The following is a 24,027-nucleotide window of genomic DNA, read 5'->3' on the forward strand; positions in this document are numbered from 1 at the left end:
GCGCGGTCCGGAGCGGGCACGGTGGAGTCATGACCACGAGAACGCCCGCCCCGACCGTCGTGCGCGGCTTGACCAAGAGATACGGCGATGTCACAGCCGTCGACGACGTGAGCTTCGAGGTGCCCGCGGGCGGTGTCTTCGCCTTCCTCGGCACCAACGGAGCCGGTAAGTCGACGACGATCGGCGCCCTGACGACGGTGATTGAGCCGGATGAGGGCGCGCTCACCGTCGCTGGACACGATGTGCGGACCGCCGGAGACGCGGTGCGCCGGGCGATCGGGGTCGTCTTCCAGGACTCGCTGCTCGACGAGGCGTTGACGGTGCGCGAGAACCTGACCGTGCGTGCGCGGCCCTACCTCGGCACGGCGGGCGCGATCCGCGAGCGCATCGAGCGGCTGGCGGGAATCATCGACCTGGGAGAGTTCATCGATCGGCGTTACGGCCGGCTGTCGGGCGGCCAGCGCCGCCGAGCCGACATCGCCCGCGCGCTGCTGCACGATCCCGAGATCGTCTTCCTCGACGAGCCGACGACGGGGCTCGACCCGGCGAGTCGTCAGATGGTCTGGCGCACGATCCAAGAGTTGCGGGAGCGATCGGGACTGACGGTGTTCCTCACGACGCACTACCTCGAAGAGACCGAACAGGCCGATCGCGTCTGCATCATCGAGCGCGGCCGCCTGGTGGCCGAAGGGACGCCCGCCGAGCTGCGGGCCCGCTACAGCTCGAGCGTCCTGTCGCTCGTGACGGCCGCGGGGGACGAGCGCATCGCCGTCGCCGATGCCGCCGAAGCCCGCCGCATCCTCGCCGATCGCGGCGACGCGGTGCTCGACTTCGAGTTCCGGCACGGCCGCATGGACGACGTGTTCCTCGCGCTCACCGGGCGCCCCGCCGACGAGGCGGGTGCGCGATGAGGACGGTGCAGGCGTACGTCGGACGCAACCTCCGGCTCTTCTACCGCGACCCGCTCGGGGTGTTCTTCTCCCTCACCGGCGCGCTGGTGGTGTTCCTGCTGTATGCCCTGTTCCTCGGGCAGATGCAGGTCGACTCGCTCGCGCAGGCGCCCGGGCTCGATGCCGACGCGGCCCGGGACTTCGTGGACTCGTGGATGTTCGCGGGGGTTGTGGCGGTCGCTGCCGTCACGACGCCGCTGGGCGCGCTGTCGACGTTCGTGGAGGATGCCGCGACGGGCCGGTTCCGCGACTTCCTGGTGTCACCGGTGCGCCGGACGCAGCTCGTGCTCGGTTACCTCGGCTCGGCCTTCGTCATCGGTCTGCTGACGACCCTGATCGTGCTCGTCGTCGCGCTGGTCTACCTCGCTCTGACCGGGCGCGCGTTACCTGATGCGGGCCAGATCGCCCGCATCGTGGGCTGGACAGCGCTGTCGGTGGCGGCGTACACGGCCCTGTGGGCGTTCGTCGTGTCGTTCCTGCGGACCACCGGGGCGTACTCGGGGCTGTCGACGCTCGTGGGGACGCTCACCGGCTTCGTCGCCGGTGCGTACATCCCCGTCGGGGCCTTCCCGGACGCGGTGCGCGACGCGGTCGGCGTGCTTCCCTTCGCGCAGTCGGCGATGCTCGTGCGACGCGAGTTCGCCCTCGATCCGCTCGAAGAACTGGCGGGCTCGTCGCCGGCGGCGGTCGAGGAGCTGAGTCGCATGTACGGCATCGAGCTGCAGGTCGCCGGCGGTGTCGTACCGGTCTGGGTCGCGGTGGTCGTGCTCGCCGTCGTCGCCGTCGCGTTCACGGTGCTCGCGGCAGCCCGCATCCGATCTCGCATCCGGTGACGGCAGGATGGGGGTCATGATCCGGCGGAAGTGGGTGGACGTCGCGGTGGGCGCCGTCACGGTGCTCGGCCTCATCATCGTCGCGCTCGCCGACACGGGTGCGCGGCTGCCGTGGGCGTTGGCGGGCCTGGGGCTGCTGCTGGTGGCGTACGTCGCGGGCCGCCCCGGGATCGGACGGGAACGCCCGGCGCGGTTCATCGGCTTCCTGATCCTGGCCATCGCGGCGGTCGTCGTCATGACGGCCGCGGAGCCGTCGCTCGCGACGATGCAGGTGATCGTTTACCCGCTCGTGTGGATCCTCGGTCCGAGCCGGCGCTGGGGGGTGGCCGGCTCGGTCGCTGTCGGGGTGGCCGTGCTCGCGGGGTACACCGCGGGCCTCGGCTTCACCGCCGACGTCGTGCGCGAAGCCGCGCTGGTGGCGGCGCTGTCGGTCGCCTTCTCGGTCGCGATGGGCTGGTGGATCAGCGCGATCGCGGCTTACGGCGACGAGCGCAGCCGGCTCCTGACCGAGCTCACGAGGGCGCAGGAGCAGGTCGAGGCGCTCAGCCGCGACGCGGGGGCGGCGCACGAGCGCGAGCGCCTCGCCCGCGAGATCCATGACACGCTCGCTCAGACGCTCGCGGGCCTCGTGATCCTCGCGGAGCAGGCCCGGCGGCGCGCGCACAGCGGAGACGCCTCCGCCGCCGCCTCGACCCTCGAACACCTCGAGGCGGTGGCCCGCGACGCGCTCGACGAGACCCGGGCCATCGTCGCGCGGACCGCCGCCGTGCCCGGCGATCAGGCGCTCGAGGCGGCCGTCGAGCGCCTCGTGGAGCGTTTCCGCATCGACACGGGCCTGCAGATCGCCTTGACGGTGGAGGAGACGGGCGAGTCGCTCGAGCGCGATGCGCAGGTCGTGATCCTCCGCTGCCTGCAGGAGGGCCTCGCGAACGTGCGGAAGCATGCGGCTGCCGCACATGTCACGGTCGCCGTCGACCGCGATACCGAGGGCGGCGTGCGCTTGACGATCCGCGACGACGGCCGGGGCTTCGACACGGCGTCGCCGCGGCTCGGCTACGGTCTCGACGGCATGACCGAGCGGGTCGCGCTCGCCGGCGGCACCGTCGCCGTCACCTCGACCGCGGGCGCGGGTACCGCCCTGACGATGACTCTGCCGGCGACGGCCCGACGCATCGGGAGTGCGACATGATCCGCCTGCTCATCGCCGACGACCATCCCGTGGTGCGGGCGGGGCTGGCCGGTCTGCTCTCCGACGAGCCCGGCTTCGAGGTCGTCGGCGAGGCCGCGGACGGCGCCGAGGCGACTGCGCTCGCCGCCGAGCTGCAGCCCGATGTGGTGCTGATGGACCTGCGGATGCCGCACGTCGACGGCGTCGCCGCGACGTCGCGCATCGTCGCGTCGCGGGGGGACGCCGCGGCGCCGCGCGTGCTCATCCTCACCACGTACGAGAGCGACGACCAGATCCTCGCCGCCATCGAGGCCGGCGCGAGCGGTTACCTGCTCAAGGCCGCGCCGCGCGAGGAGATCGTCGCGGGCATCCGCTCGGTCGCGGCCGGACAGTCCGCCCTGTCGCCGTCCGTCGCGGTGCGCCTGGTGGAACGGATGCGGCACCCCGAGCCGGCGGCATCCGCTCTCACTCCGCGCGAAGTCGATGTGCTGCGGCTCGTGGCGGCCGGGCACGCCAACAAGCGGATCGCGGTGGAACTCGGCATCGGCGAGTCGACCGTCAAGACCCACCTGCTGCGCATCTACGAGAAGCTCGGTGTCGACACCCGCACACGCGCCGTGACCCTGGCCCTCGAACGCGGCGTGCTGGGCGGGGGATCGACGGGGCGCTGACCGGCGGCCGACCGCTCAGCCCGCGGCGTTCCAGCGCACCCGGTCGGGCTCCGCGTCCAGGGCAGCCAGCAGCGCGGCGGCATCCGTCACGGGGAAGGTCGTGACCAGACGAACGCCCGCGGAGTCGCTGCCCGCGGAGTCGCTGCCCGCGGAATCGCTGCCCTCGGAGTCGCTGCCCTCGGAATCGTTGCCCGCGACATGGTCGCTCGCGTCGGTGCGGGCGTAGACCAGGGCCGCCGGTCCGCGCGCGGCTGACAGCGCGACGCGGAACGTGCCGGCTCGCTCGTCGCGGCGCACCGGGGCGGTGTCGAGCAGCGCGAGGGCGGCGGCCGTGACTCGCGTGAGCAGAGACGGCCCGGGTCGCCACGGCAGGAACGCATCGTCGTCGAGCCCGAAGGCGGCGGCGAGGTCGGCGCCGAGCCATCGCTCGCGTTTGAGGCCGTACGGGGTGGGGGTCGTCGACAGCAGGTAGCCGTAGACGTGCAGCAGGCCGGCATTGCCGATCGGCCAGTCCGCCGTGAGTCCGGCTTCCCGGTGCAGGCGCTCGAAGACGCCCCGTGAGAGCACCGGTGCGCCGACGTTCTCGTCGACGATGGTCGACCGTGCCCAGAGCGCGAACAGACCGGATGCCGCGTCGGCGGCGATCGCCCGGGGCAGCCACGGGACGGCGGCCCAGGCGGACTCGAGGTCGCCCGCGCTCGCCGCTGCGGAGGCCTCGTCGAGGCGACGGATGCCGTTCACTCGGCGTTCATCGGCTGTGGGATCTGTGTCCATACGGTCACCTCACGATGGACGAAGCGTCCACTCAGAAAGCCCGACTCGTGCCGAACTCTCCTCTCATCATCTTCGATTTCGACGGAACCGTCGCGCTCGGCGACGGCCCCGTGCTCGCCTATGCGCGAGCCGCCGCCGCCTCCGCCGACGAGCCGGAACGGTTTCTGGCCCGCGTCGACGCGGGCCTCCGGCCGGTCGCTGCGGCCGCCGCCGCGCAGCCGATCGACGCTTACGACGTCATCCGGGTCGCCGCCGTGGAGGCCGGGGTCGCGCCCGACGCGCTCTCGCGCGCCTACCTGTCGAGCCGTGCTCTGCTCGGCTCGGCGGAGGCTCCCGTCGAGGCGCCCGTCGGACTCGCGGCGGTGGCCGCCGCGCTCGCGGCCGAATGCGTGCTCGTCACCAACGCGCCCGCCATCCGCATCGCCGAGACGCTCACGGCCCTCGGCCTGGGCGACGCCTTCACCCGGATCGTGACCGACGCGGGCAAGCCCGCCGGCCTCGACCGCCTGCTCGACGAGCCGGGGGTAGCCGGTCGCCGCGTGCTGGCCGTCGGCGACATCTGGCGCAACGACCTCGAGCCGGCGCACCGCCGCGGGCACGACACCGCGCTCGTGGGCCTGTGGCCCGACCCCGCTGCGACGCCCACGTTCCGCGCCGCGACCCTCACCGACCTGCTCCCGCGCATCGAGGCGTGGGCGGCGGCATCCGTCTCCTGATCCCGAACACCCTCTCTCACACCTCTCACCCGAAGGACATCACCATGCGCACCACCCGCCTCTTCGCGGCCGCCGCCGTCACGGCCGTCGCCGCGATCGCCCTCGCCGGCTGCGCCGGCTCTCCCGCCGCCGGCGACACCCCCGCCGCTGCGGAGGACCCGAACTCGCTCGTGCTCGCACTCGTGCCCTCGCAGGACCAGAACGGCCTCGTCGAGACGGCCACGCCGCTGACGGACTACCTCACCGACGAGCTCGGCATCGAGGTCACCGGAGTCGTCTCGAAGGACTACCAGGCCGCGGTCGAGGCGATGGGCGCCGGCCAGGCGCAGATCGGTTTCCTGCCCTCGCTGCAGCTGTGGCAGGCCAACGACATGTACGACGCCGAGGTGGTGCTGCAGACCGAGCGCAACGGCAACATCAGCTACCCCGCGCAGTTCATGACCAACAACCCCGACAAGTACTGCGACGACGCCCCCGTCGAACGCGACGGGATGCTGTTCTGCAACGGCGCGGACGCCATGACCGGTCCGGCCGGCCTCGACTCGATCACGAAGGTCGAGGGCGCGAAGGTCGCCGTCCTCGGCCCCGGCTCGCCCGCGGGCTACATCTACCCGATCCTCGCGCTGCAGGAGGCGGGGCTCGACACCGACAGCGACATCGAGCAGCTGCCCGTGACCGCCAACGACGCCTCCGTGCTCGCCGTCTACAACGGCGACGCCGAGGTCGGGTTCAGCTTCTGGGACGCCCGCACGATCGTGCAGAAGGACACCCCGGATGTCGGTCAAAAGGTCGTCGTGTTCGCGATGACCGAAGAGATCCCCAACGACGGCGTCGCCCTCAGCGCCGACCTGTCGCCCGAGCTGCGCGAGCGCATCGCGACCGCGCTCGAGGACTTCTCGAACACCCCCGAGGGCTCGGAGGTGCTGCAGAGCATCTACTCGATCACCAAGCTCGCTCCCGCCGACGCCGACTCGCTCGACGTCGTGGCGCGCGCGGCACAGGCTCTCGGACTGCAGTGATCGAGGCCACCGCAGGCGATGCCGGGGCTGCGGCCCCGGCATCGCCGTCCTCGATCCGGCTGCGCGACGTCACGGTGCGCTATCCGAACGGCACCCTGGGGCTGCGCGGTGTCTCGCTCGACATCCCCGCCGGCGAGATGGTGGCGGTGGTCGGGCTCTCGGGCTCCGGCAAGTCCACACTCATCCGCACCATCAACGGGCTCGTCCCCATCACCTCCGGCTCGCTCATGGTCGGCGACGTGCGGGTCGACGCCGCCCGCGGCCGAGAGCTGCGCCGTCTGCGCGGCGACATCGGCATGGTGTTCCAGGGCTTCAACCTCGCCGGACGCACGAGCGTCATGAACAACGTGCTCGTCGGCAGGCTGGCGCACACGCCGGTGTGGCGCACCCTCGTCGGCGCCTATCGCGCAGACGACCGGCGTCTCGCCTGCGAAGCGCTCGACCGCGTCGGCATGCTGGCGCGCGTCTGGGACCGCGCCTCGGCGCTGTCGGGCGGTCAGCAGCAGCGTGTCGCGATCGCCCGCGCTCTCGCGCAGCAGCCGCGCATCGTCCTCGCCGACGAGCCCGTCGCGAGCCTCGACCCGCCGACCGCGCACGGCGTGATGAAGGACCTGCAGCGCGTCAACCTCGACCTCGGCATCACGGTGCTGGTCAACCTGCACCTGCTGGATCTCGCACGCACCTACGGGGTGCGCCTCATCGGGATGCGCGGGGGAGAGGTCGTCTACGACGGGACGGCGGCGGATGCCACCGACGCCGACTTCGCGGGCATCTACGGCCGGTCGCTGACGGCCGAGGACCGGCTCGACGCGTGAGCGGCACGAGCTCGGTGGCCCCGAACAGCCTCGTGGTGCCGACGCGTCCGCCCGGCCGCGCCGTGCCCTGGATCGTCGCGGCGGTCGTGGCGGCCATCACCGTCGTGACCTGCCTGCCGGGCATCGGGGTCGGCCTCGACCTCTCGGGCATCGTCCGCAACTGGCAGCACGGCGCCGACAAGGTCCTCGGTCTGCTGCAGCCCGACTGGTCGTTCTTCCCGCGGACGGTGGCGCCGCTGCTCGAGACGTTGCAGATGGCCGTCATCGGCACCGTCGTCGGCGCCGCGCTGTCGCTTCCGCTCAGCCTCTGGGCCGCGCGCCCGACCAACCCGAACCGGTGGGCCCGTGGTGCCGTGCGCACCGCGCTGAACATCGTGCGCAGCGTTCCGGATCTGCTGTCGGCGGCGATCCTCGTCGCCATGGTGGGTGTCGGGGCGCTGCCCGGCATCCTCGCCCTCGTCGTGTTCAACGTCGGCATCGTCGTCAAGCTCGTCTCGGAGTCGATCGACGCCATGGACACCGGCCCCCTCGAAGCGGGGCGCGCGGCCGGGGGGACGCAGCTGCAGATCAACCGCACGCTCGCGCTGCCCGACACCTGGCCCGCCTACGCGGCGCAGACCCTCTACGTGCTCGAGCTCAACGTGCGCGCCTCGACCGTGCTCGGGCTCGTCGGTGCCGGCGGCATGGGACTCATCATCGACGCGGTCCGCACCTTCTACCGGTACGACCAGCTGTCGCTCATCATCCTCGAGATCCTCGTCGTCGTGCTCGTCATCGACGCCGCGAGTTCCGCTCTCCGTCGGAGGCTCACGTGACCGCTCCCGTCCTCGCGCACCCGCCCCGGACCCCCGTCCTCGTGGCGCCCCCGCGCCCGCGCCGCCTCGGCCGCTGGGCGATCGGCGCGGCGGTGACCGTCGTGGTCGTCCTCGCGTTCTGGTCGGTCGACATCACGTGGACGCGCCTGGCCGACCTGCCGTCCGAACTGGTGCGGTACGGCTGGCTCATGTTCTCGTCGCCGACGTGGGAGAAGCTGCCCGACGCCCTGTGGCAGACCTGGCAGAGCGTGCAGATGGCATGGGTGGGCACCGTCCTCGGCATCCTCATCGCCACGCCGCTCAGTCTCGTCGCCGCCCGCGGTTTCGGCCCCGCGTGGCTGCGGGCCCTGCTGCGCTTCGTGTTCTCGACGATCCGCGCGGTGCCCGAGATCATCTTCGCCATCATCATCCTCTCGATGACGGGACTGACGCCGCTCACGGGAGCCCTCGCGCTCGCGATCAACGGCGTCGGCACGCTCGGCAAGTGGGGCTACGAAGCCGTCGAGGCCGTGCCGCCGGGCCCGATCGAGGCCGCCCGCTCGGCCGGCGGCAGTCCCGCGCAGGTGCTGCGATGGGGCGTATGGCCGCAGGCGACGCCGGTGTTCCTGTCGTTCTGGCTGTACCGCTTCGAGATCAACGTGCGGTCATCGGCTGTGCTGGGACTCATCGGCGTGGGCGGGATCGGCGACATGCTCACGACGTACACCCAGTACCGTGAGTGGTCGACGGTGGGGATGCTGCTGATCGTGGTCATCGCCGTGACGATGGCGATCGACGGCGTCTCGGGCCGCATCCGCCGACGGATCATGGAGGGCGCACGTGTCCGGTAACGCCCCGCCCACCGTTCGCATCCAGGCGTTGCGTAACAGCATGCAGCCGACCGAGCGACGCGTCGCCGACGCGATCCTCGACGCACCCGACGAGGTCGTCGAGCTGACGGCCCAGCAGCTCGCCGACCGGGCCGGCGTCGCGCGGTCGTCGGTCGTGCGCGCCTGCCAGACGTTCGGCTTCCGCGGCTACCCGCAGCTGCGGGTCGCGCTCGCCGCTGAGCTCGGCTCGGGCGCTCCGGCCGTCACCGATCACGGGGGCGGTGTGCTCGGACGTCTGCGGACGGCGATCGACCGGGCCGCCGCGGCGCTGCCGGCGTCGACGAGCCTGCTCGACGCCGAGGGGCTCGAGCGGGCCCGCGACGCCGTCGTCGGTGCCGGTCGGCTGCTCGTCGTCGCCAACGGGCTCTCGTCGCCGATCGCGAGCGATCTCGCGATGCGGCTGACGGCGGCGGGCCGACCGGCGGAAGTCATCGCTGACGCGATCGCGCAGCAGATCTCGGCGCGCCAGCTCGGAGCGCGCGACGTGTGCGTCGTCGTCAGCGGCTCGGGCGCGAACGAGGCGAGCCTGCGCGCCGCGTCGGCGGCAGCCCGCGGGGGAGCGGCGGTCATCGCGATCACCTCGTTCGCGGCATCGCCGCTGGTCGACCTCGCGACGCACGCGCTGGTGATCGCACCCGCCGGCACGAGCTTCCGCGACGAGCTCGAGCACACCTCGCGCGCGGCACATGCGCTGTTCGTCGAGGCGTTCGTCGACGAGGTGGCGTCGCGGATGCCGGATGCCGGTGGCGCGGTGCGCGCGCAGGTGCTCGAGATCCTCTCCGACAACCTCGGCGAGGCCGCGCTCGACCGCTGAGCGATCAGCCCGACAGGCGCAGAGCTGCCCACACCGCGGCGCGGTCGGGGAACGACGACAGGTCGCGCCCGAGCAGCCGCTGCGCGAGCGCGATCCGTGCGCGGATGGTGTGCCGGTGCAGGCCGAGAGCGCGGGCCGTCGCCTCGTGCGCGCCGTCGTGCTCGAGCCAGGTCGTCAGGGTCGCGGTCAGCGCGGTGCCGTGGCGGGCGTCGTGGCTGCGCAGGCGCTCGAGCTCCGCGCCCGCTCGCGCTCGCGCGGCCGGCGTCGCGAGATCGCCGAGCAGGTCGCCGGGGGCGTCGGCGATGTCGGTCGCGGCGCCAAGACGGCCCCGGTCACGGGCCAGGCGCGCCCGCTCGCGCGCGGTGGCGAGGTCGGCGTCGGTCGCCGCGTCGGCGACGCCGAGGCGCCAGGTCAGGCGCTCGGCGACGTCGTCGAGCAGGGGGCGGTCGGATGCCGCTGCCACGAGCAGCACGCCGTCGTCGTCGCGGCCGTAGAACAGGCGGCCGTTCGTGGCGAGCTGGTCGAGCAGCTCGCGGGCGCCCGTGGGGGCGGCGCTGTCGGCCAGCGCGACGACGTACGGCGCGGACGGGTGGCCGCCCCACGCATCCACGGCAACGTCGCGGACGAGCTCGGGGCGGCCCCCGACGAGGAGGTCGACGAGCGCCGCCCGCAGCCGGCTCCACGCACCCGCCGTCATCCGCCGTTGCTCGAGCGCGAGCCCCGTCGTCCCGACCACGGCGGTCACGACGGCGCGCGCCTCCTGGTCGAGGTCGACGCCCGCCGTGGCGAGGACGCCGCGGCGCCCGCCGGACCCCAGGGTCTGCAGGGTCACCGCGGTGCCGTGCAGTCGCATCGCGGCGCCGGTGCCGCCGCCGCGTCGGAGCAGAGCGGCGGCTTCGGCGTCGACGGCCTCGCGCAGCCGGGAGTTCGCGCCGACGTCGGCCGCGCCGTGCGCGTGCGACAGTGCGCCCGACGCGTCGTACAGCCCGACCCAGGCGCCGAGCTGACGGGCGAGCTCGGCCAGGGTCGCGTCGAAGCCGTCGGGTCGCAGCGCGGCGAGGGCGAGGGCGCGCTGCGCGTCGAGCGCCCAGCTGCGACGGGCGTAGGCCTGGGCCGCGATCGCCTCGGCGGCGGCTCGCGCCACGGCGATGAAGGGGGTCCGATAGGGCACCTCGAACAGCGGGATGCCGGCGCGCTCGCACGCGGCGCGCAACGATTCGGGGATGCCGTCGCGCACGACCTCGGTGCCGAAGCCCAGGCCGCGGACGCCTCGGGCCCGCAGCCGCGTGACGTAGTCCTCGGCGCCGCTGCTCTCGCCGTCGGCGCCGCCGTCGAGGAAACCGTCGACGAACTGAGTGCCCGTCGTCAGCAGCACGACGTCCTCCGACAGGAACGGGGTGGGGTCGGCGAGGTCCGAGCTGTGGACCCAGCGCACGCCGGCGTCGAGCGCCGCATCATCGGCAGCGGTCGCCAGGTGCAGCTCGAGCTCGCGCCGGGCGAGCAGTGCCCGCAGGGTCGGCGCGGGCGCGGGCTGTGAGACGGCGGACATCGGCATCCTGTACGTGCGGGCGATAAGAGGTGCGCTCACTGTACACGGCGGCGAGTGCGGCCACGGCGGCACGCGTCCTACTGTCGCGGGATGAGCACCATGACCTCGACGCCGACCATCCCCCTCGGCGGCCCGACCCTCCCGCAGGAGCGTCGCGTCGTCACCGCGATCCCGGGGCCGCGCTCCGAGGAGCTGCTGGCGCGCAAGGCGGCGGCGGTGCCCGCGGGCGTCGGGCACACCGCGCCGATCCACGCGGTGGCCGCCGGCGGCGGCGTCGTGGTCGATGCGGACGGCAACTCGCTCATCGACCTCGGGTCGGGCATCGCCGTCACCTCGGTCGGCAACGCGCATCCCGCCGTCGTCGCTGCCGTGCAGGCCCAGGTCGCGCAGTTCACCCACACCTGTTTCATGGTCTCGCCCTACGAGTCCTACGTCGCCGTCGCGGAGGCCCTGAACCGGCTCGCCCCCGGCGACCACGAGAAGAAGACGGCGCTGTTCAACTCCGGCGCCGAAGCGGTCGAGAACGCGGTGAAGATCGCGCGCAAGGCGACGGGACGCTCCGCGGTCGTCGCCTTCGATCACGGCTACCACGGACGCACCAACCTGACGATGGCGCTGACGGCGAAGTCGATGCCCTACAAGAGCGGCTTCGGCCCGTTCGCGCCCGAGGTCTACCGGGCGCCGATGTCGTATCCGTTCCGCGACGGCCTCTCGGGTGCCGATGCCGCGGCCCGGTCGATCTCGCTGATCGAGAAGCAGATCGGCGCCGACAACCTCGCCGCGGTCATCATCGAGCCGATCCAGGGCGAGGGCGGTTTCATCGTCCCCGCCGACGGGTTCCTGCCGGCGCTGGCCGACTGGTGCCGCGAGCACGGCGTCGTCTTCATCGCCGACGAGGTGCAGACCGGGTTCGCCCGCACCGGCGCGATGTTCGCCAGCGAGCACTTCGGCATCGTCCCCGACCTCATCACGACCGCCAAGGGCATCGCCGCCGGCCTGCCGCTCGCCGCCGTCACCGGGCGCGCCGAGATCATGGATGCGTCGCACCCGGGCGGGCTGGGCGGCACGTACGGGGGCAACCCCGTCGCCTGCGCGGCTGCGCTCGCCGCGATCGACGCGTTCGAGAACGACGGGCTCATCGAACGCGCGCGGCAGCTCGGCGAACACCTCACCACGCGCCTCGAGGCGCTCCGTGCGGCCGACCCGCGCGTCGGCGAGGTGCGCGGACTCGGCGCCATGATCGCGGCCGAGTTCGTCGACCCCGAGACGGGCGCGCCGGATGCCGCCCTGACCGCGGCCGTCGCGAAGGCGTGCATCGCGCAGGGTGTGATCGTGCTCACGTGCGGCACCTACGGCAACGTCATCCGCTTCCTGCCGCCGCTGGCGATCTCGGACGAGCTGCTCGACGACGGGCTCGACGTCGTGGCGGCCGCCCTCGCGGCGGCCTGATCGGGCCCGGCCCCGCACCTCACGCATCGGAACGAAGGAGTCGCAATGACTGAGATCACCCGCGCCGTCGCGATCGTCGGAGCCGGCGCCGCCGGCCTGACCGCGGCGAACGACCTGCGCAAGGCCGGCCTGTCGGTCGTCGTGCTCGAGGCGCGCGAGCGCGTCGGAGGCCGGCTGTGGACCGAGGAGATCGACGGCGCGATGCTCGAGCTCGGCGGGCAGTGGGTTTCACCCGACCAGCACGCGCTCATCGAGACGCTGGCCGACCTCGGGCTCGAGACCTACGAGCGCTATCGCGACGGCGACAGCGTGTACGTCGGTCCCGATGGCGAGGCGCGGCGGTTCCGGGGCGAGATGTTCCCCGTGGCGCCCGAGACCGAGCGCGTCATCGACGAGATCACCGAGCGTCTGGACGCCATGGTCGCCGAGATCGACCCCGACCGGCCGTGGGCGCACGAGCGCGCCGCCGAGTGGGACACCATCTCGTGGGATGCCTGGCTGCGTCAGCAGACCGATGACGACGAGGCGGTGCGCAACCTCGCCTTCGCCACCGGATCGGCGATGCTGACCAAGCCGACGCACTCGTTCTCGCTACTGCAGTCGCTGCTGATGGCCGCCTCGGCGGGGTCGTACTCGAACCTCGTCGACGCCGACTTCATCCTCGACAAGCGCGTGGTCGGCGGTCTGCAGCGGGTGCCCCTGCGGCTGGCCGAGCGCCTGGGCGATGACGTGCTGCTGAACCAGCCGGTGCGGACGATCGAGTACTCGGATGCCGGCGCCGTCCTGCGCACCGACGAGCTCACCGTCCGCGCACGGCGCGTCGTGCTCGCCGTGGCGCCCGTGCTCTACAACCGCATCACCTTCGTGCCCCCGCTGCCGCGGCTCAAGCACCAGATGCACCAGCACCTCTCGATGGGGTTCGTCATCAAGGTGCACGCCGTCTACGACCGCCCGTTCTGGCGCGAGCAGGGGCTCTCGGGCACGGCGTTCAGCCCGTACGAGGTGTCGCACGAGGCGTACGACAACACCAACCACGGTGACGAGCGCGGCACGCTCGTGGCGTTCGTGTCGGACCGTACCGCCGACGACCTCTTCCGCCTGTCGGCCGACGAGCGCCGCGAGCGGATCCTCGAGTCGCTCTCGCACTACTACGGCCCCGAGGCGAAGCAGCCGGTCGTCTACTACGAGAGCGACTGGGGCAGCGAGGAGTGGACCCGCGGCGCGTACGCGGCGAGCTTCGACCTCGGCGGTCTCACCCGCTACGGTGCCGAGCAGCTCGAACTGGTCGATCCGCTGCATGTCGCCTGCAGCGACCTTGCGGGCCTGGGCTACCAGCACGTCGACGGCGCGATCCGCATGGGGCACCGCGTCGCTGACGAGATCCTCGCGGCGGACCGGGCATGAGCGCTCCCCTCGGCGGTGGCGACCGCATCGTCGTCGGCTACACGGCGACCAAGGCCGGCCGTGACGCGGTCGCCTTCGCGAGCCGCCTGGCCGCGGCATCCGGTTCGGCTCTGCACCTCGTGCTCGTTCTGCCCGCGCAGAAGCCGGGGATCGTGCCGCCCGACGCCGGGTACGAGCGCCTCGTGCGCGAGCAGGCGGCCGGGTGGTTGCGGGAGGGCGCCGCGACGGTGCCCGAGGAGATCCCGCACCGCGCCCACGTCCGGTACGGCGAGTCGGTCGCGGCCGGCCTCGTCGACACGGCGGACGAGCTCGGTGCATCGCTGATCGTGGTCGGCGGCGCCGACGGCGGCCACCGCGGGCGCCATCGCCTCGGCACGACCGCGACCGAGCTGGTGCATTCCTCCGATGTTCCGGTGGCTCTCGTCCCGCGCGGCGCGCGGCGCATCACGCTCGAGACCGGGATCACGCGCCTGACCGCGGCGGTGGGGGAGCGCGAGGGAACGGAGCTGCTGGTCGAGGAGACCATCCGGCTGGCCGCGGCGACGGGCGTTCCGGTGCGGCTGCTCTCGCTCGTCGCGCTCGACCTGCCCGCCGGCCTCGACACCGGCGCCATCCGAACGGTCAGCGACACCCACGCGCAGGAGGTGCTGGGCGAGGTGCGATCGGCTCTTCCCGCCGACGCCGACGTGACGGCGGTCGTCGCGGCCGGCGACGGGATCGAGGATGCCGCCGGGCAGCTCGAGTGGGAGGCCGGCGAGATCGTCCTCGTCGGTTCCAGTCGTCTGGCGCAGCCGCGCCGGCTGTTCCTCGGCTCGACGGCGGCCCGGATGCTGCGCGTCGTGACCGCCCCCATGATCGTGGTGCCCCGCACCCGCAGCGAGCGCGAAGGAGCGAGCGCATGACCAGAGCTGAGGCATCCCAGGTACCCGCGGGTGACCCGGTCACCGGAGGCATCTCCCGCAAGGGGCTGAGCGTCGGGACGGTGGGCCTGCTGGGGGCCGTCGTCATCGGTATCTCGTCGATCGCGCCGGCCTACACGTTCACGGCGGCCGTCGGACCGACGGCATCCGTCGTGGGGCTGCAGGTGCCGGCGATCGTGCTCGTCGGCTTCATCCCGATGCTGCTCGTGGCGTTCGGCTACCGGGAACTCAACAACCGCATGCCCGACTCGGGAACGAGCTTCACGTGGGCGACCCGGGCGTTCGGCCCGTGGGTGGGGTGGATGGCGGGGTGGGGCCTGGTCGCGGCGACCATCCTCGTGCTGTCGAACCTCGCCGGCGTCGCCGTGGACTTCCTGTTCCTGCTGATCGCCCAGATGACCGGGCAGGAGGCGATCGCCGACCTCGCCGCCGTCACCTGGATCAACGTCCTCGTGTGCGTGCTGTTCGTCGCGGCGGCGACCTTCGTGTCGTACCGCGACCTGCAGACGACGCAGAAGCTGCAGTACGGCCTCGTCGCCTTCCAGGTGGTCGTGCTCGTGCTCTTCGCCGGCGCCGCGATCGTCGAGACCGTGTCGGGGAACGCATTCGATGCGACATCCTTCGACTGGTCGTGGTTCAACCCGTTCGCCGTGCCGTCGTTCAGCGCGTTCGCGGCGGGCCTGTCGCTGTCGATCTTCATCTTCTGGGGGTGGGACGTCACCCTCACGATGAACGAGGAGGCGAAGGACCCGCAGCGCACGCCTGGGCGTGCGGCGACGATCACGGTCGTCATGATCGTGGCGCTCTACCTGCTGCTCGCGATCGCGATGATCATGTTCGCCGGTGTCGGCACCGGCGAGCTGGGACTCGGCAACGAGGACATCCAGGAGAACGTCTTCTTCCACCTGTCGGGTCCGGTCCTCGGGCCGCTGGCCTTCCTCGTGTCGCTCGCGGTGCTGACCAGCTCGGCGTCGTCGCTGCAGTCGACGATCGTGGGCCCGGCGCGCACCTTGCTGGCGATGGGTCACTACGGTGCGCTGCCCGAGCAGTTCGCCAAGGTCAGCCCGCGGTTCTTCACCCCCGGCTACGCGACCGTCGTCTCGGCGGTCGCCGCCTCGGCCTTCTACGTCGTGATGCGCATCGTCAGCGAGAACATCCTCTGGGACACGATCCTCGCCCTCGGCATGATGATCTGCTTCTACTACGGGCTGACGGCATTCGCCTGCGTCTGGTACTTCCGCCGGCAGTGGTTCGATTCGGTGCGCAACGTGTTCTTCACGTTCCTGTTCCCGCTGATCGGCGGTGCCATCCTCGCCGTGCTGTTCGTGACGACGCTGATCGACACGATGGACCCGGCGTACGGCAGTGGCTCGCAGATCGGTGGCATCGGGCTCGTGTTCATCCTCGGGGTGGGCGTCATCCTCATCGGCGTCGCCGTGATGGTGTGGCAGGCCGTGAGGCGTCCGGCATTCTTCCGGGGAGAGACGCTGACGAAGGACGCGCCGGTGAGCCGGCGCCGGAGAGGAGTGACGCGATGACGCACGAGGACGAGACCCGGCTGCTGGCGGGGCTGCAGCGCGGCCTGTTCATCGGCGGCGAATGGGTGGAAGCCGAGGGCGGCGCGACCTTCGCCGTCACCGACCCGGCGACGGGGCGCACGCTCGTCGAGATCGCCGATGCGTCGCCCGCCGACGGCATCCGCGCCCTCGACGCCGCCGTGGCCGCCCAGGACGCGTGGGCGGCGACGTCGCCGCGCACCCGCAGCGACATCCTGCGACGCGCGTTCGACCTCGTGCAGGAGCGCCGCGAGGACCTTGCGCTGCTCATGACCCTCGAGATGGGCAAGCCCTTGGCCGAGGCGCGGGGCGAGGTGACCTATGGTGGCGAGTTCCTGCGGTGGTTCAGCGAAGAGGCGGTGCGCATCTCCGGGCGCTACGGGCTCAACCCGGAAGGCACGGGGCGGATGATCGTCTCGCAGCGGCCGGTGGGTCCGTCGTTCTTCATCACGCCGTGGAACTTCCCGTTGGCGATGGCCACGCGCAAGATCGCGCCGGCGCTCGCGGCCGGGTGCACGGTCGTGGTGAAGCCGGCGGCCCTCACGCCGCTGACCACGGTGCTGTTCGTGCAGCTGCTCGAAGAGGCCGGGCTGCCGAAGGGCGTCGTCAACGTCGTCAACGCGACGCGTTCGAGCGAGGTGGCCGCGCCGATCATCGCCGACCCGCGGCTGCGGAAGCTGTCGTTCACGGGGTCGACCCCGGTCGGTCGCAAGCTCATCGAGCAGGCCGCCGAGGGTGTGCTGCGGGTCTCGATGGAGCTCGGCGGCAACGCGCCGTTCGTCGTGTTCGACGATGCGGATCTCGACAAGGCCGTGGACGGCGCGATGCTGGCGAAGTTCCGCAACATCGGACAGGCCTGCACCGCGGCGAACCGCTTCATCGTGCACGAGTCGATCGCCGACGCGTTCGCGGACCGGCTCACCGAGCGCGTCGCCGCGATGAAGATCGGCCGCGGCACCGAGGACGGTGTGCAGATCGGGCCGCTCATCGACGACCGTGCCGTCGCGAAGACGCGTGAGCTCGTCGACGACGCCGTCTCGCGTGGCGCGACCCTGCGGACCGGCGGGTCGGCGATCGAGGGCGAGGGCAGCTTCTTCGAGCCGACCGTCGTCACCGAGGTCGTCGCCGGCAGCGACATCCTGCGCCAGGAGATCTTCGGGCCGGTGCTCGCCATCGCCACGTTCTCGGACGAGGACGAGGCCGTCCGGCTCGCGAACGACACGGAGTACGGGCTCGTCTCGTACGTCTTCACGCAGGACCTGGCGCGCGGACACCGGATGATCGACCGGCTCGAGACCGGCATGATGGGCCTCAACGTCGGGGTCGTCTCGAACGCCGCGGCGCCGTTCGGCGGTGTGAAGCAGTCCGGTGTCGGACGTGAGGGAGGCCTCGAGGGCATCCACGAGTACCTCTCGACCAAGTACACCCTGATCCCGGCCGACTGAACGAAGACGAGCGTCGACGTCGACGAACGTCGAAGAAGGAGAACCGATGAGCACGTATGCCGTGACCAACCCCGCGACGGGCGAAACGCTCGCGACCTACGACCCCGCGACCGACGAGGACGTCCAGCAGGCGCTCGGCGTCGCGCACGCGGCGTACCGCGATTGGGCCCGGGTCGTCGCCCCCGCGGAGCGCGCTGAGCGCCTGCGCCGCGTGGCCGACCTGCACCGCGAACGCCGCGACGAGCTGGCCGCGATCATCGTGCGCGAGATGGGCAAGCCGCTCGCGGCCGCGGAGGGCGAGGTCGACTTCGCCGCCGACATCACCGCGTACTACGCCGACCACGTCGACCAGATCACCGGTGACACCCCCATCCCGATCGAGGGCGAGGGCGAAGCGGTGATCCGGCGCTCCCCGTTGGGCGTGCTGCTCGGCATCATGCCGTGGAACTTTCCGTACTACCAGGTGGCGCGGTTCGCCGCTCCGAACATCGCGGTGGGCAACACGATCCTGCTCAAGCACGCGCCGCAGTGCCCCGAGTCGGCGGCGGCGATCGCCGACATCTATCGGGATGCCGGCTTCCCGGAGGGCGTCTACACGAACCTCTACATCAGCAACGAGCAGGCCGCCGACGTCATCGCCGACCCGCGGGTGCAGGGCGTGTCGGTGACCGGGTCGGAGCGTGCCGGATCGGCCGTGGCCGAGGTCGCCGGCCGTCACTTGAAGAAGGTGGCGCTCGAGCTGGGCGGGTCCGACCCGTTCATCCTGCTGTCGACGGATGACCTGGACGCCGCGGTGTCGGCCGCCGCGGAAGCGCGCCTCGACAACGTCGGGCAGTCCTGCAACGGTGCGAAGCGCTTCATCGTCGTCGACGGGCTCTATGACGCCTTCGTCGAGAAGTTCGCGGCGGCGCTCGCCGAGGCGAAGGTCGGCGACCCGTTCGCCGAGGACACCGTGCTCGGACCGCTGTCGTCGCTCGCGGCCGCGGAACGTCTCGCCGAGCAGGTGGACCGCGCCGTGAGCCAGGGCGCGACGGTGGTCACGGGCGGCCAGCGCGACGGCGCCTTCTATCCGGGCACCGTGCTCACGGGCGTGACGCCCGACATGGACGCCTACCGCGAGGAGTTCTTCGGTCCCGTCGGCGTCGTCTATCGCGTCGCCGACGAGGCTGAGGCGATCGAGCTCGCGAACGACACCCCGTTCGGGCTGGGTTCGTACGTCTTCACGACGGATGCCGCGCAGGCGGCCCGGGTCGCGGATGCCATCGAGGCCGGCATGGTCTACATCAACGTCGTCCTCGCGGATGAGGCGGGCCTGCCGTTCGGCGGAGTCAAGCGCAGTGGCACGTCGCGGGAGCTCGGACTGCTCGCGGCGGACGAATTCGTCAATAAGAAACTCATCCGCACCGGGGCCTGACGCCGCGGGGGCCTGACTCGGTGGGGGCCCGACTGGGCGGGGGCCTGCCTCGGCGGGGCCCGCCTCTGCGGGGGCCCGACTTGGCGGGGCCCGCCCGACTCGGTGAGAGCCGGACGGCCCCGGAGCTGAATAACCGACTCATACTTCCGGGGGCGCGTCGGCGATCCTGCGCCCGTGCCGTGCCGTGCCGTGCCGTGCCGTGCCGTGCCGTGCCGTGCCGTGCCGTGCCGTGCCGTGCCGTGCCGTGCCCGTCCCTCGGAAGGGCGCCGCGGAGACGCGCGCGTGCGTCTAGGCGCGCGCGTGCGGTCTAGAAGGGTGGCTGAGACGCGGGCGGCGCGTTCGGCGGGGGTGCCGGCGCTGTCCCGGGCGGCGCTGTCCCGGGCGGTGCTGTGCTCGGGATGCCCGGTGTGAAGCAGACGGCTGGGATGGGTACGTCTTCGCGGTAGGTCCGTCCGCCCGGTGAGGTCCATTCGAGGACGCCACCGCCGAGTTGTGTGACGTTCCAGTCGGTGAATTGCTTCATCGAGTGGTGTCTCTGGCAGAGGTGGGCGAGGTTGTAGATGTGCGTGTGGCCGCCCAACGCGTGGTCGACGGTGTGATCGATCTCACAGCGGATCGCGGCGCGTCGGCATCCGGGGAACCGGCAGTGCTGATCCCTTGCTTGAAGCAGGCGTCGCATGGATGCGGTGGGCCGGTAGGTGTCGGTTTCGACCGGGGTGCGGGTGATCGGGTCGATGTACAGCCGGTCCCATGAAGTTGTCTGCCCGGCGAGTTCGCGGGCGGTGTCGGCGTCGATGAGTCCGGTGCCGACGGCTTCGGCGGGACCGTGGTCGGTTCCGGTGAGGGTGTCTGCAGTGACGACGACCTGCACCCGCGCACGGATCGCGCCGAGAGGGCCAGGTGCGTCGGTGCCGTAGGTCGGATCCACTGCCGGAGCGCCACTGAGCACCAGGTCGGCAAGCGCGTCCGCGCGGAGCTGATCCATCGTGCGGGCGTCAGGCTCGGTTGCGTCCCCAGTGCCAGCCCCCGCAGCACCCGCACCCGCCGCTGCGGCATCCACCCCCGCCGCTCGGGCATCCTTCACGGACTGGCCCATCTGCGTGAGCCGGTCCAACATCCCCGCGACGATCACGGTGGGCAGGGTCGCGATCAGGTCCGACATCCCGTCCGCCCCCGGAAGCACCCGAACACACCGGCCCGCGGCGGCGTCCCGGTGCCGGTCGGTGAACTCCCGCGGGTGCATCCGCTCCGCCAACGCTCTCAGCGGCTCGCGCACGCGCACCGCAATGTCGCGCTGACAGATGTCGATCGCCGCTTCCTCGAACGCGGGTCGAACCTCCGCCGGCACCACCATCCCGGCCTTCACGACCACCTCTACGTGATCGCGGGTGATCCGCCGGGTCTCCCAGGCCGCGAACACCGCCGGGTAGTCGTCGACGATCGTCATCGCGTGGTCGATGTCGTGCTGCAACCGCCGATCCGACCGCCCCGCGAGCCCCGCGGCCTCCGCAGCGACAGACCGCAACTCCATGTCCGATGCCATACCCCGCACCCCACCGACGTGTGCGACGCGCAACGCCGACCGCCCCACCTCAGCCAATGCCCGAACGAGCGCGACATCCCCCGTGTGCGCAGCATCCAGCGCCTCGGCGAACGCACCGAGCGCACCGGCGTGAGGACTCAATCCCACCGCGCCGCCACCGCTCGTCGTTGCCATATGTCCATGATCGCGCGAACCACCGACATCCGAACGGCCCTCACGCGCCCTCGGGGACACATCGCGACATTGCGCCGGTGGGGAGGGGTCGACCGCCGTCGTTCGCGACCGTCGTGCGCATGACGTACACTGGGAGGAGCAGTCGAAATCTGCATTCTTTCGCTGTGCCCGAGCAACTGTGACGGTATGGCATATGAAAGAGTGCGGGTCGACCTCGGGATCCTCGGATCTCTAGGGCGGTAGCTCAATTGGCAGAGCAGCGGTCTCCAAAACCGCAGGTTGCAGGTTCGATTCCTGTCCGCCCTGCGCGTCGGCGTCAGCCGGCTCACGGAAGGTATCAGGTGGGTTCGATGGTCCAAGAGGGTGGCGAAGTCGTCGCCGCAGGTGGCGCGCCCCGCGAGAAGAAGCCCAACATCTTCGCGCGGATCATCATCTTCATCCGCCAGGTGTTCGCCGAACTCCGCAAGGTCGTCACCCCGACCCGCCAGGAGCTCGTGAAGTTCACGGCTGTGGTCCTCGGGTTCGTCGTCGTCATGATGGCGCTGGTGTACGGCCTCGACGTCCTGTTCGTCTGGATCACGACCGTCGTCTTCGGCGTCCCGCGCTGATCGACGGGCCCGGCCCGCACGACCCGCGAATGCCTGCCGCGCAGGCATCCCGACAATCGATGGAAGAGAACGCAGTGTCAGAACGCATCCCCGACGACGTCGACTGGGCCACGGCCGCCGAGCAGTCCAGCGAGGACGATGAGGCCCAGGAGGGCAACGTGCTCGCGGGCCAGGAGCGCTCCTCCGACGCCGCTGAGCACGCCGCCGTCCACGTGGTGGACGACGAGGCTGACGAGGACGACCTCGACCTCGACGGCATCGAGATCGACGACCCCGAGGCCGACGCCGTCGTCAACGACGCGCTCGAGATCGACGAGACCTCCGAGGCCGAAGCCGCCGCCGAGGTGCTGACCGACTCGCTGGAGGAAGAGCGTGCCGAGCAGGCCGCCGAGGCCGCCGACGAGGTCGAGCCGTACGACGGCCCCGAGCCCGACGTCGAGGTCTCGGATGAGACCGTCGATTACCTCTCCGAGTTCGAGGCTGCCGCCGGTATCGAGATCACGGTGGGCGAGGACGAGGACCCCTACGAGGCATTCCGCTCCGAGCTGCGCATGCTCCCGGGCAAGTGGTACGTCATCCACTCCTACGCCGGGTTCGAGCGCAAGGTGAAGGCCAACATCGAGCAGCGCAAGTCGACGCTCGAGGTCGAGGAAGACATCTACCAGGTCGAGGTCCCCATGGAGGACGTCGTCGAGATCAAGAACGGTCAGCGCAAGATGGTCACGCGCGTCCGGATCCCCGGCTACGTGCTCGTGCGTATGGAGCTGACCGAAGACACCTGGTCGGTCGTTCGCCACACGCCCGGTGTCACGGGCTTCGTGGGCAACGCCCACAACCCCACGCCGCTGCGTTTCGACGAGGCGTTCAACATGCTCAAGTCGCTCGTCGAGGTCAAGGAAGCCGCTCCGGCCAAGGCGGGTGCCGCCAAGGGCGTCGCCGCTCCGGTCCGCAGCGTCGTCACCGAGGTCGACTTCGAGGTCGGCGAGACGATCACGATCAAGGAAGGCTCGTTCGCCGGCCTCCCCGGTTCGATCAGCGAGATCAAGCCCGAGAGCGGCAAGCTCACGGTGCTCGTGTCGCTCTTCGAGCGCGAGACCCCCGTCGAGCTCTCGTTCGACCAGGTCACCAAGCAGTAACGCGACCCGCGTCGCGCAACGCCCCTCGGTTCGCCGGGGGGCGTTGCGCCGTTCCCGGGTGGCGACGATCCGGAGGCACACCGTCCCGGGCGCGACCGCTTCGGATGCGGTAAGCTTGGGGGGTTTGCGGGCGCTTGCGCGCTCGCGGAACGCACCGCCGCTCGGAGAGGCCGAGCGTGCGGGAGAGGGATGCCGCCCGGCATCCGCTCGACGAAAGGAAAACGAATGGCACCGAAGAAGAAGGTGACCGGCCTGATCAAGCTTCAGATCAAGGCTGGAGCCGCCAACCCGGCGCCGCCGATCGGCCCCGCGCTCGGTCAGCATGGCGTCAACATCATGGAGTTCTGCAAGGCGTACAACGCCGCGACCGAGTCGCAGCGCGGCAACGTCATCCCCGTGGAGATCACCGTCTACGAGGACCGCAGCTTCACCTTCATCCTGAAGACCCCGCCCGCCGCGGAGCTCATCAAGAAGGCCGCCGGCGTCGCCAAGGGCTCGCCGACGCCCCACACGACCAAGGTCGCGAAGCTCACCAAGGACCAGGTCCGTGAGATCGCCGAGGCCAAGATGCCCGACCTGAACGCCAACGACATCGAGGCCGCCTCGCTGATCATCGCTGGCACCGCCCGTTCCATGGGCATCACGGTCGAGAGCTGAGGGGGAGACGACAATGGCTAAGTCCAAGGTTTACGAAGCAGCCGCGGCGAAGATCGACCGCGACAAGTTCTACAGCTCCACCGAGGCGGTTGCCCTCGCGAAGGACACCGGTTCGAAGAAGTTCGACTCGACCGTCGAGGTCGCGCTGAAGCTCGCCGTCGACCCGCGCAAGGCGGACCAGATGGTCCGTGGCACGGTCATCCTGCCGCACGGCACGGGTAAGACCGCGCGTGTCATCGTCTTCGCGACGGGCCCCGCGGCCGAGGCAGCCATCGCTGCCGGCGCCGACGAGGTCGGTGGCGCCGAGCTCATCGAGAAGGTCGCCGGCGGCTGGACGTCGTTCGACTCCGCCGTCTCGACCCCCGAGCTCATGGGCCAGGTCGGTCGTCTGGGTAAGGTCCTGGGTCCCCGTGGCCTCATGCCGAACCCCAAGACCGGCACCGTGACCCCCAACCCGGCCAAGGCCGTCGAGGAGATCAAGGGCGGAAAGATCGAGTTCCGTGTCGACAAGCACGCCAACGTGCACTTCGTCGTCGGCAAGGCCTCGTTCTCGGCCGAGCAGCTCGAGGAGAACTTCAACGCGGCGGTCGAAGAGATCGTCCGCCTGAAGCCCTCCAGCGCGAAGGGCCGTTACATCCAGAAGGGTGCCGTGTCGACCACGTTCGGCCCCGGCATCCCGCTGGACGTCAACGCGCTCGTCTGATCGCAGCTTCTGCGAACGGGGTTCC

Annotated in this window: 23 protein-coding genes and 1 tRNA gene; 21 read left to right on the top strand and 3 right to left on the bottom strand. The window is 71.4% G+C overall.

Annotation, left to right across the window (positions count from 1 at the left end):
• Positions 1-29: 29 nt before the first annotated feature.
• Genes PUW82_RS05885 through PUW82_RS05900 form a run of 4 tightly spaced genes read left to right on the top strand, consistent with a single transcriptional unit; the run spans position 30 to position 3,622 of the window.
• A complete protein-coding gene (locus PUW82_RS05885; RefSeq protein WP_274221357.1) occupies positions 30-911 on the top strand; it encodes an ABC transporter ATP-binding protein in 882 nt (293 codons plus the stop codon).
• Positions 908-1,783: an ABC transporter permease gene (locus PUW82_RS05890; protein ID WP_274221358.1), complete on the top strand. Its 876-nt coding sequence runs from the start codon at positions 908-910 to the stop codon at positions 1,781-1,783. Before PUW82_RS05885 ends, PUW82_RS05890 begins: the two co-directional genes overlap by 4 nt.
• 16 nt (positions 1,784-1,799) lie before the next feature.
• The gene (locus PUW82_RS05895) at positions 1,800-2,972 is read left to right on the top strand and encodes a sensor histidine kinase (protein WP_274221359.1); all 1,173 of its coding nucleotides are present in this window, start codon (positions 1,800-1,802) and stop codon (positions 2,970-2,972) included.
• Positions 2,969-3,622 (top strand): response regulator, encoded by a 654-nt coding sequence (locus tag PUW82_RS05900; RefSeq protein WP_274221360.1) that lies wholly within the window; start codon positions 2,969-2,971, stop codon positions 3,620-3,622. The genes PUW82_RS05895 and PUW82_RS05900 overlap by 4 nt, the downstream gene beginning before the upstream one ends.
• Positions 3,623-3,637: 15 nt before the next feature.
• Here the strand turns inward: PUW82_RS05900 and PUW82_RS05905 are convergent, their stop codons facing one another.
• Positions 3,638-4,363 (bottom strand): amino acid deaminase, encoded by a 726-nt coding sequence (locus PUW82_RS05905; protein ID WP_274221361.1) that lies wholly within the window; start codon positions 4,361-4,363, stop codon positions 3,638-3,640.
• An 80-nt stretch (positions 4,364-4,443) separates the two neighbouring features.
• Between PUW82_RS05905 and PUW82_RS05910 the strand changes: the two genes are divergently transcribed.
• From PUW82_RS05910 to PUW82_RS05935, 6 genes are read left to right on the top strand one after another with little or no spacing between them, the layout of a single operon-like run.
• Complete coding sequence (locus PUW82_RS05910; protein WP_274221362.1) at positions 4,444-5,112, top strand: HAD family hydrolase; 669 nt, start codon at positions 4,444-4,446, stop codon at positions 5,110-5,112.
• A 44-nt stretch (positions 5,113-5,156) separates the two neighbouring features.
• Positions 5,157-6,131 carry a phosphate/phosphite/phosphonate ABC transporter substrate-binding protein gene (locus PUW82_RS05915; protein ID WP_274221363.1) on the top strand — a complete coding sequence of 325 codons (975 nt, stop codon included), beginning with the start codon at positions 5,157-5,159 and terminating at the stop codon, positions 6,129-6,131.
• Positions 6,128-6,946, top strand: a complete 819-nt coding sequence (gene phnC, locus PUW82_RS05920; protein WP_274221364.1) for a phosphonate ABC transporter ATP-binding protein — start codon at positions 6,128-6,130, stop codon at positions 6,944-6,946. Before PUW82_RS05915 ends, phnC begins: the two co-directional genes overlap by 4 nt.
• Entirely contained in the window at positions 6,943-7,761 is an 819-nt protein-coding gene (gene phnE, locus PUW82_RS05925; protein ID WP_274221365.1) for a phosphonate ABC transporter, permease protein PhnE, read from the top strand. Before phnC ends, phnE (PUW82_RS05925) begins: the two co-directional genes overlap by 4 nt.
• Positions 7,758-8,591, top strand: coding sequence for a phosphonate ABC transporter, permease protein PhnE (gene phnE / locus PUW82_RS05930; protein ID WP_420792724.1), 834 nt, complete (start codon positions 7,758-7,760; stop codon positions 8,589-8,591). Before phnE (PUW82_RS05925) ends, phnE (PUW82_RS05930) begins: the two co-directional genes overlap by 4 nt.
• Complete coding sequence (locus tag PUW82_RS05935) at positions 8,581-9,444, top strand: MurR/RpiR family transcriptional regulator (RefSeq protein ID WP_274221366.1); 864 nt, start codon at positions 8,581-8,583, stop codon at positions 9,442-9,444. Before phnE (PUW82_RS05930) ends, PUW82_RS05935 begins: the two co-directional genes overlap by 11 nt.
• Before the next feature lie 4 nt (positions 9,445-9,448).
• Here the strand turns inward: PUW82_RS05935 and PUW82_RS05940 are convergent, their stop codons facing one another.
• On the bottom strand, positions 9,449-10,993 hold the full coding sequence (locus tag PUW82_RS05940; RefSeq protein WP_274221367.1) for a PucR family transcriptional regulator: 1,545 nt from the start codon (positions 10,991-10,993) through the stop codon (positions 9,449-9,451).
• A gap of 90 nt (positions 10,994-11,083) precedes the next feature.
• On the opposite strand from PUW82_RS05940, the gene gabT reads away from it, so the two are divergent.
• From gabT to PUW82_RS05970, 6 genes are read left to right on the top strand one after another with little or no spacing between them, the layout of a single operon-like run.
• Positions 11,084-12,442 (top strand): 4-aminobutyrate--2-oxoglutarate transaminase, encoded by a 1,359-nt coding sequence (gene gabT, locus PUW82_RS05945; protein WP_274221368.1) that lies wholly within the window; start codon positions 11,084-11,086, stop codon positions 12,440-12,442.
• A gap of 45 nt (positions 12,443-12,487) precedes the next feature.
• A complete protein-coding gene (locus PUW82_RS05950) occupies positions 12,488-13,846 on the top strand; it encodes a flavin monoamine oxidase family protein (RefSeq protein ID WP_274221369.1) in 1,359 nt (452 codons plus the stop codon).
• Positions 13,843-14,748 (top strand): universal stress protein, encoded by a 906-nt coding sequence (locus PUW82_RS05955; protein ID WP_274221370.1) that lies wholly within the window; start codon positions 13,843-13,845, stop codon positions 14,746-14,748. Before PUW82_RS05950 ends, PUW82_RS05955 begins: the two co-directional genes overlap by 4 nt.
• Entirely contained in the window at positions 14,745-16,304 is a 1,560-nt protein-coding gene (locus PUW82_RS05960; protein WP_274221371.1) for an APC family permease, read from the top strand. Before PUW82_RS05955 ends, PUW82_RS05960 begins: the two co-directional genes overlap by 4 nt.
• On the top strand, positions 16,301-17,767 hold the full coding sequence (locus tag PUW82_RS05965; protein ID WP_274221372.1) for an NAD-dependent succinate-semialdehyde dehydrogenase: 1,467 nt from the start codon (positions 16,301-16,303) through the stop codon (positions 17,765-17,767). The genes PUW82_RS05960 and PUW82_RS05965 overlap by 4 nt, the downstream gene beginning before the upstream one ends.
• A gap of 46 nt (positions 17,768-17,813) precedes the next feature.
• Positions 17,814-19,181: an NAD-dependent succinate-semialdehyde dehydrogenase gene (locus PUW82_RS05970; RefSeq protein ID WP_274221373.1), complete on the top strand. Its 1,368-nt coding sequence runs from the start codon at positions 17,814-17,816 to the stop codon at positions 19,179-19,181.
• Between the two features lie 307 nt (positions 19,182-19,488).
• Here PUW82_RS05970 and PUW82_RS05975 read toward each other — a convergent pair whose 3' ends face one another.
• Positions 19,489-20,898 carry an HNH endonuclease signature motif containing protein gene (locus tag PUW82_RS05975; RefSeq protein ID WP_274221374.1) on the bottom strand — a complete coding sequence of 470 codons (1,410 nt, stop codon included), beginning with the start codon at positions 20,896-20,898 and terminating at the stop codon, positions 19,489-19,491.
• Positions 20,899-21,131: 233 nt separating this feature from the next.
• Here PUW82_RS05975 and PUW82_RS05980 point away from each other — a divergent pair.
• The 5 genes from PUW82_RS05980 (at position 21,132) to rplA (ending at position 24,002) form a co-directional block, all read left to right on the top strand.
• A tRNA-Trp gene (locus PUW82_RS05980) sits at positions 21,132-21,204 on the top strand.
• A gap of 44 nt (positions 21,205-21,248) precedes the next feature.
• Positions 21,249-21,506: a preprotein translocase subunit SecE gene (secE, locus tag PUW82_RS05985; protein WP_274221756.1), complete on the top strand. Its 258-nt coding sequence runs from the start codon at positions 21,249-21,251 to the stop codon at positions 21,504-21,506.
• 74 nt (positions 21,507-21,580) lie between these two features.
• Complete coding sequence (nusG, locus tag PUW82_RS05990; protein ID WP_274221375.1) at positions 21,581-22,642, top strand: transcription termination/antitermination protein NusG; 1,062 nt, start codon at positions 21,581-21,583, stop codon at positions 22,640-22,642.
• A gap of 225 nt (positions 22,643-22,867) precedes the next feature.
• Positions 22,868-23,299: a 50S ribosomal protein L11 gene (rplK, locus tag PUW82_RS05995; RefSeq protein WP_091500090.1), complete on the top strand. Its 432-nt coding sequence runs from the start codon at positions 22,868-22,870 to the stop codon at positions 23,297-23,299.
• A 13-nt stretch (positions 23,300-23,312) separates the two neighbouring features.
• Positions 23,313-24,002, top strand: coding sequence for a 50S ribosomal protein L1 (gene rplA / locus PUW82_RS06000; RefSeq protein ID WP_274221376.1), 690 nt, complete (start codon positions 23,313-23,315; stop codon positions 24,000-24,002).
• The last annotated feature ends 25 nt before the right edge of the window (positions 24,003-24,027 follow it).

Source organism: Microbacterium thalli (genome assembly GCF_028737325.1).
In the GTDB taxonomy this organism is placed as follows: Bacteria; Actinomycetota; Actinomycetes; order Actinomycetales; family Microbacteriaceae; genus Microbacterium; species Microbacterium thalli.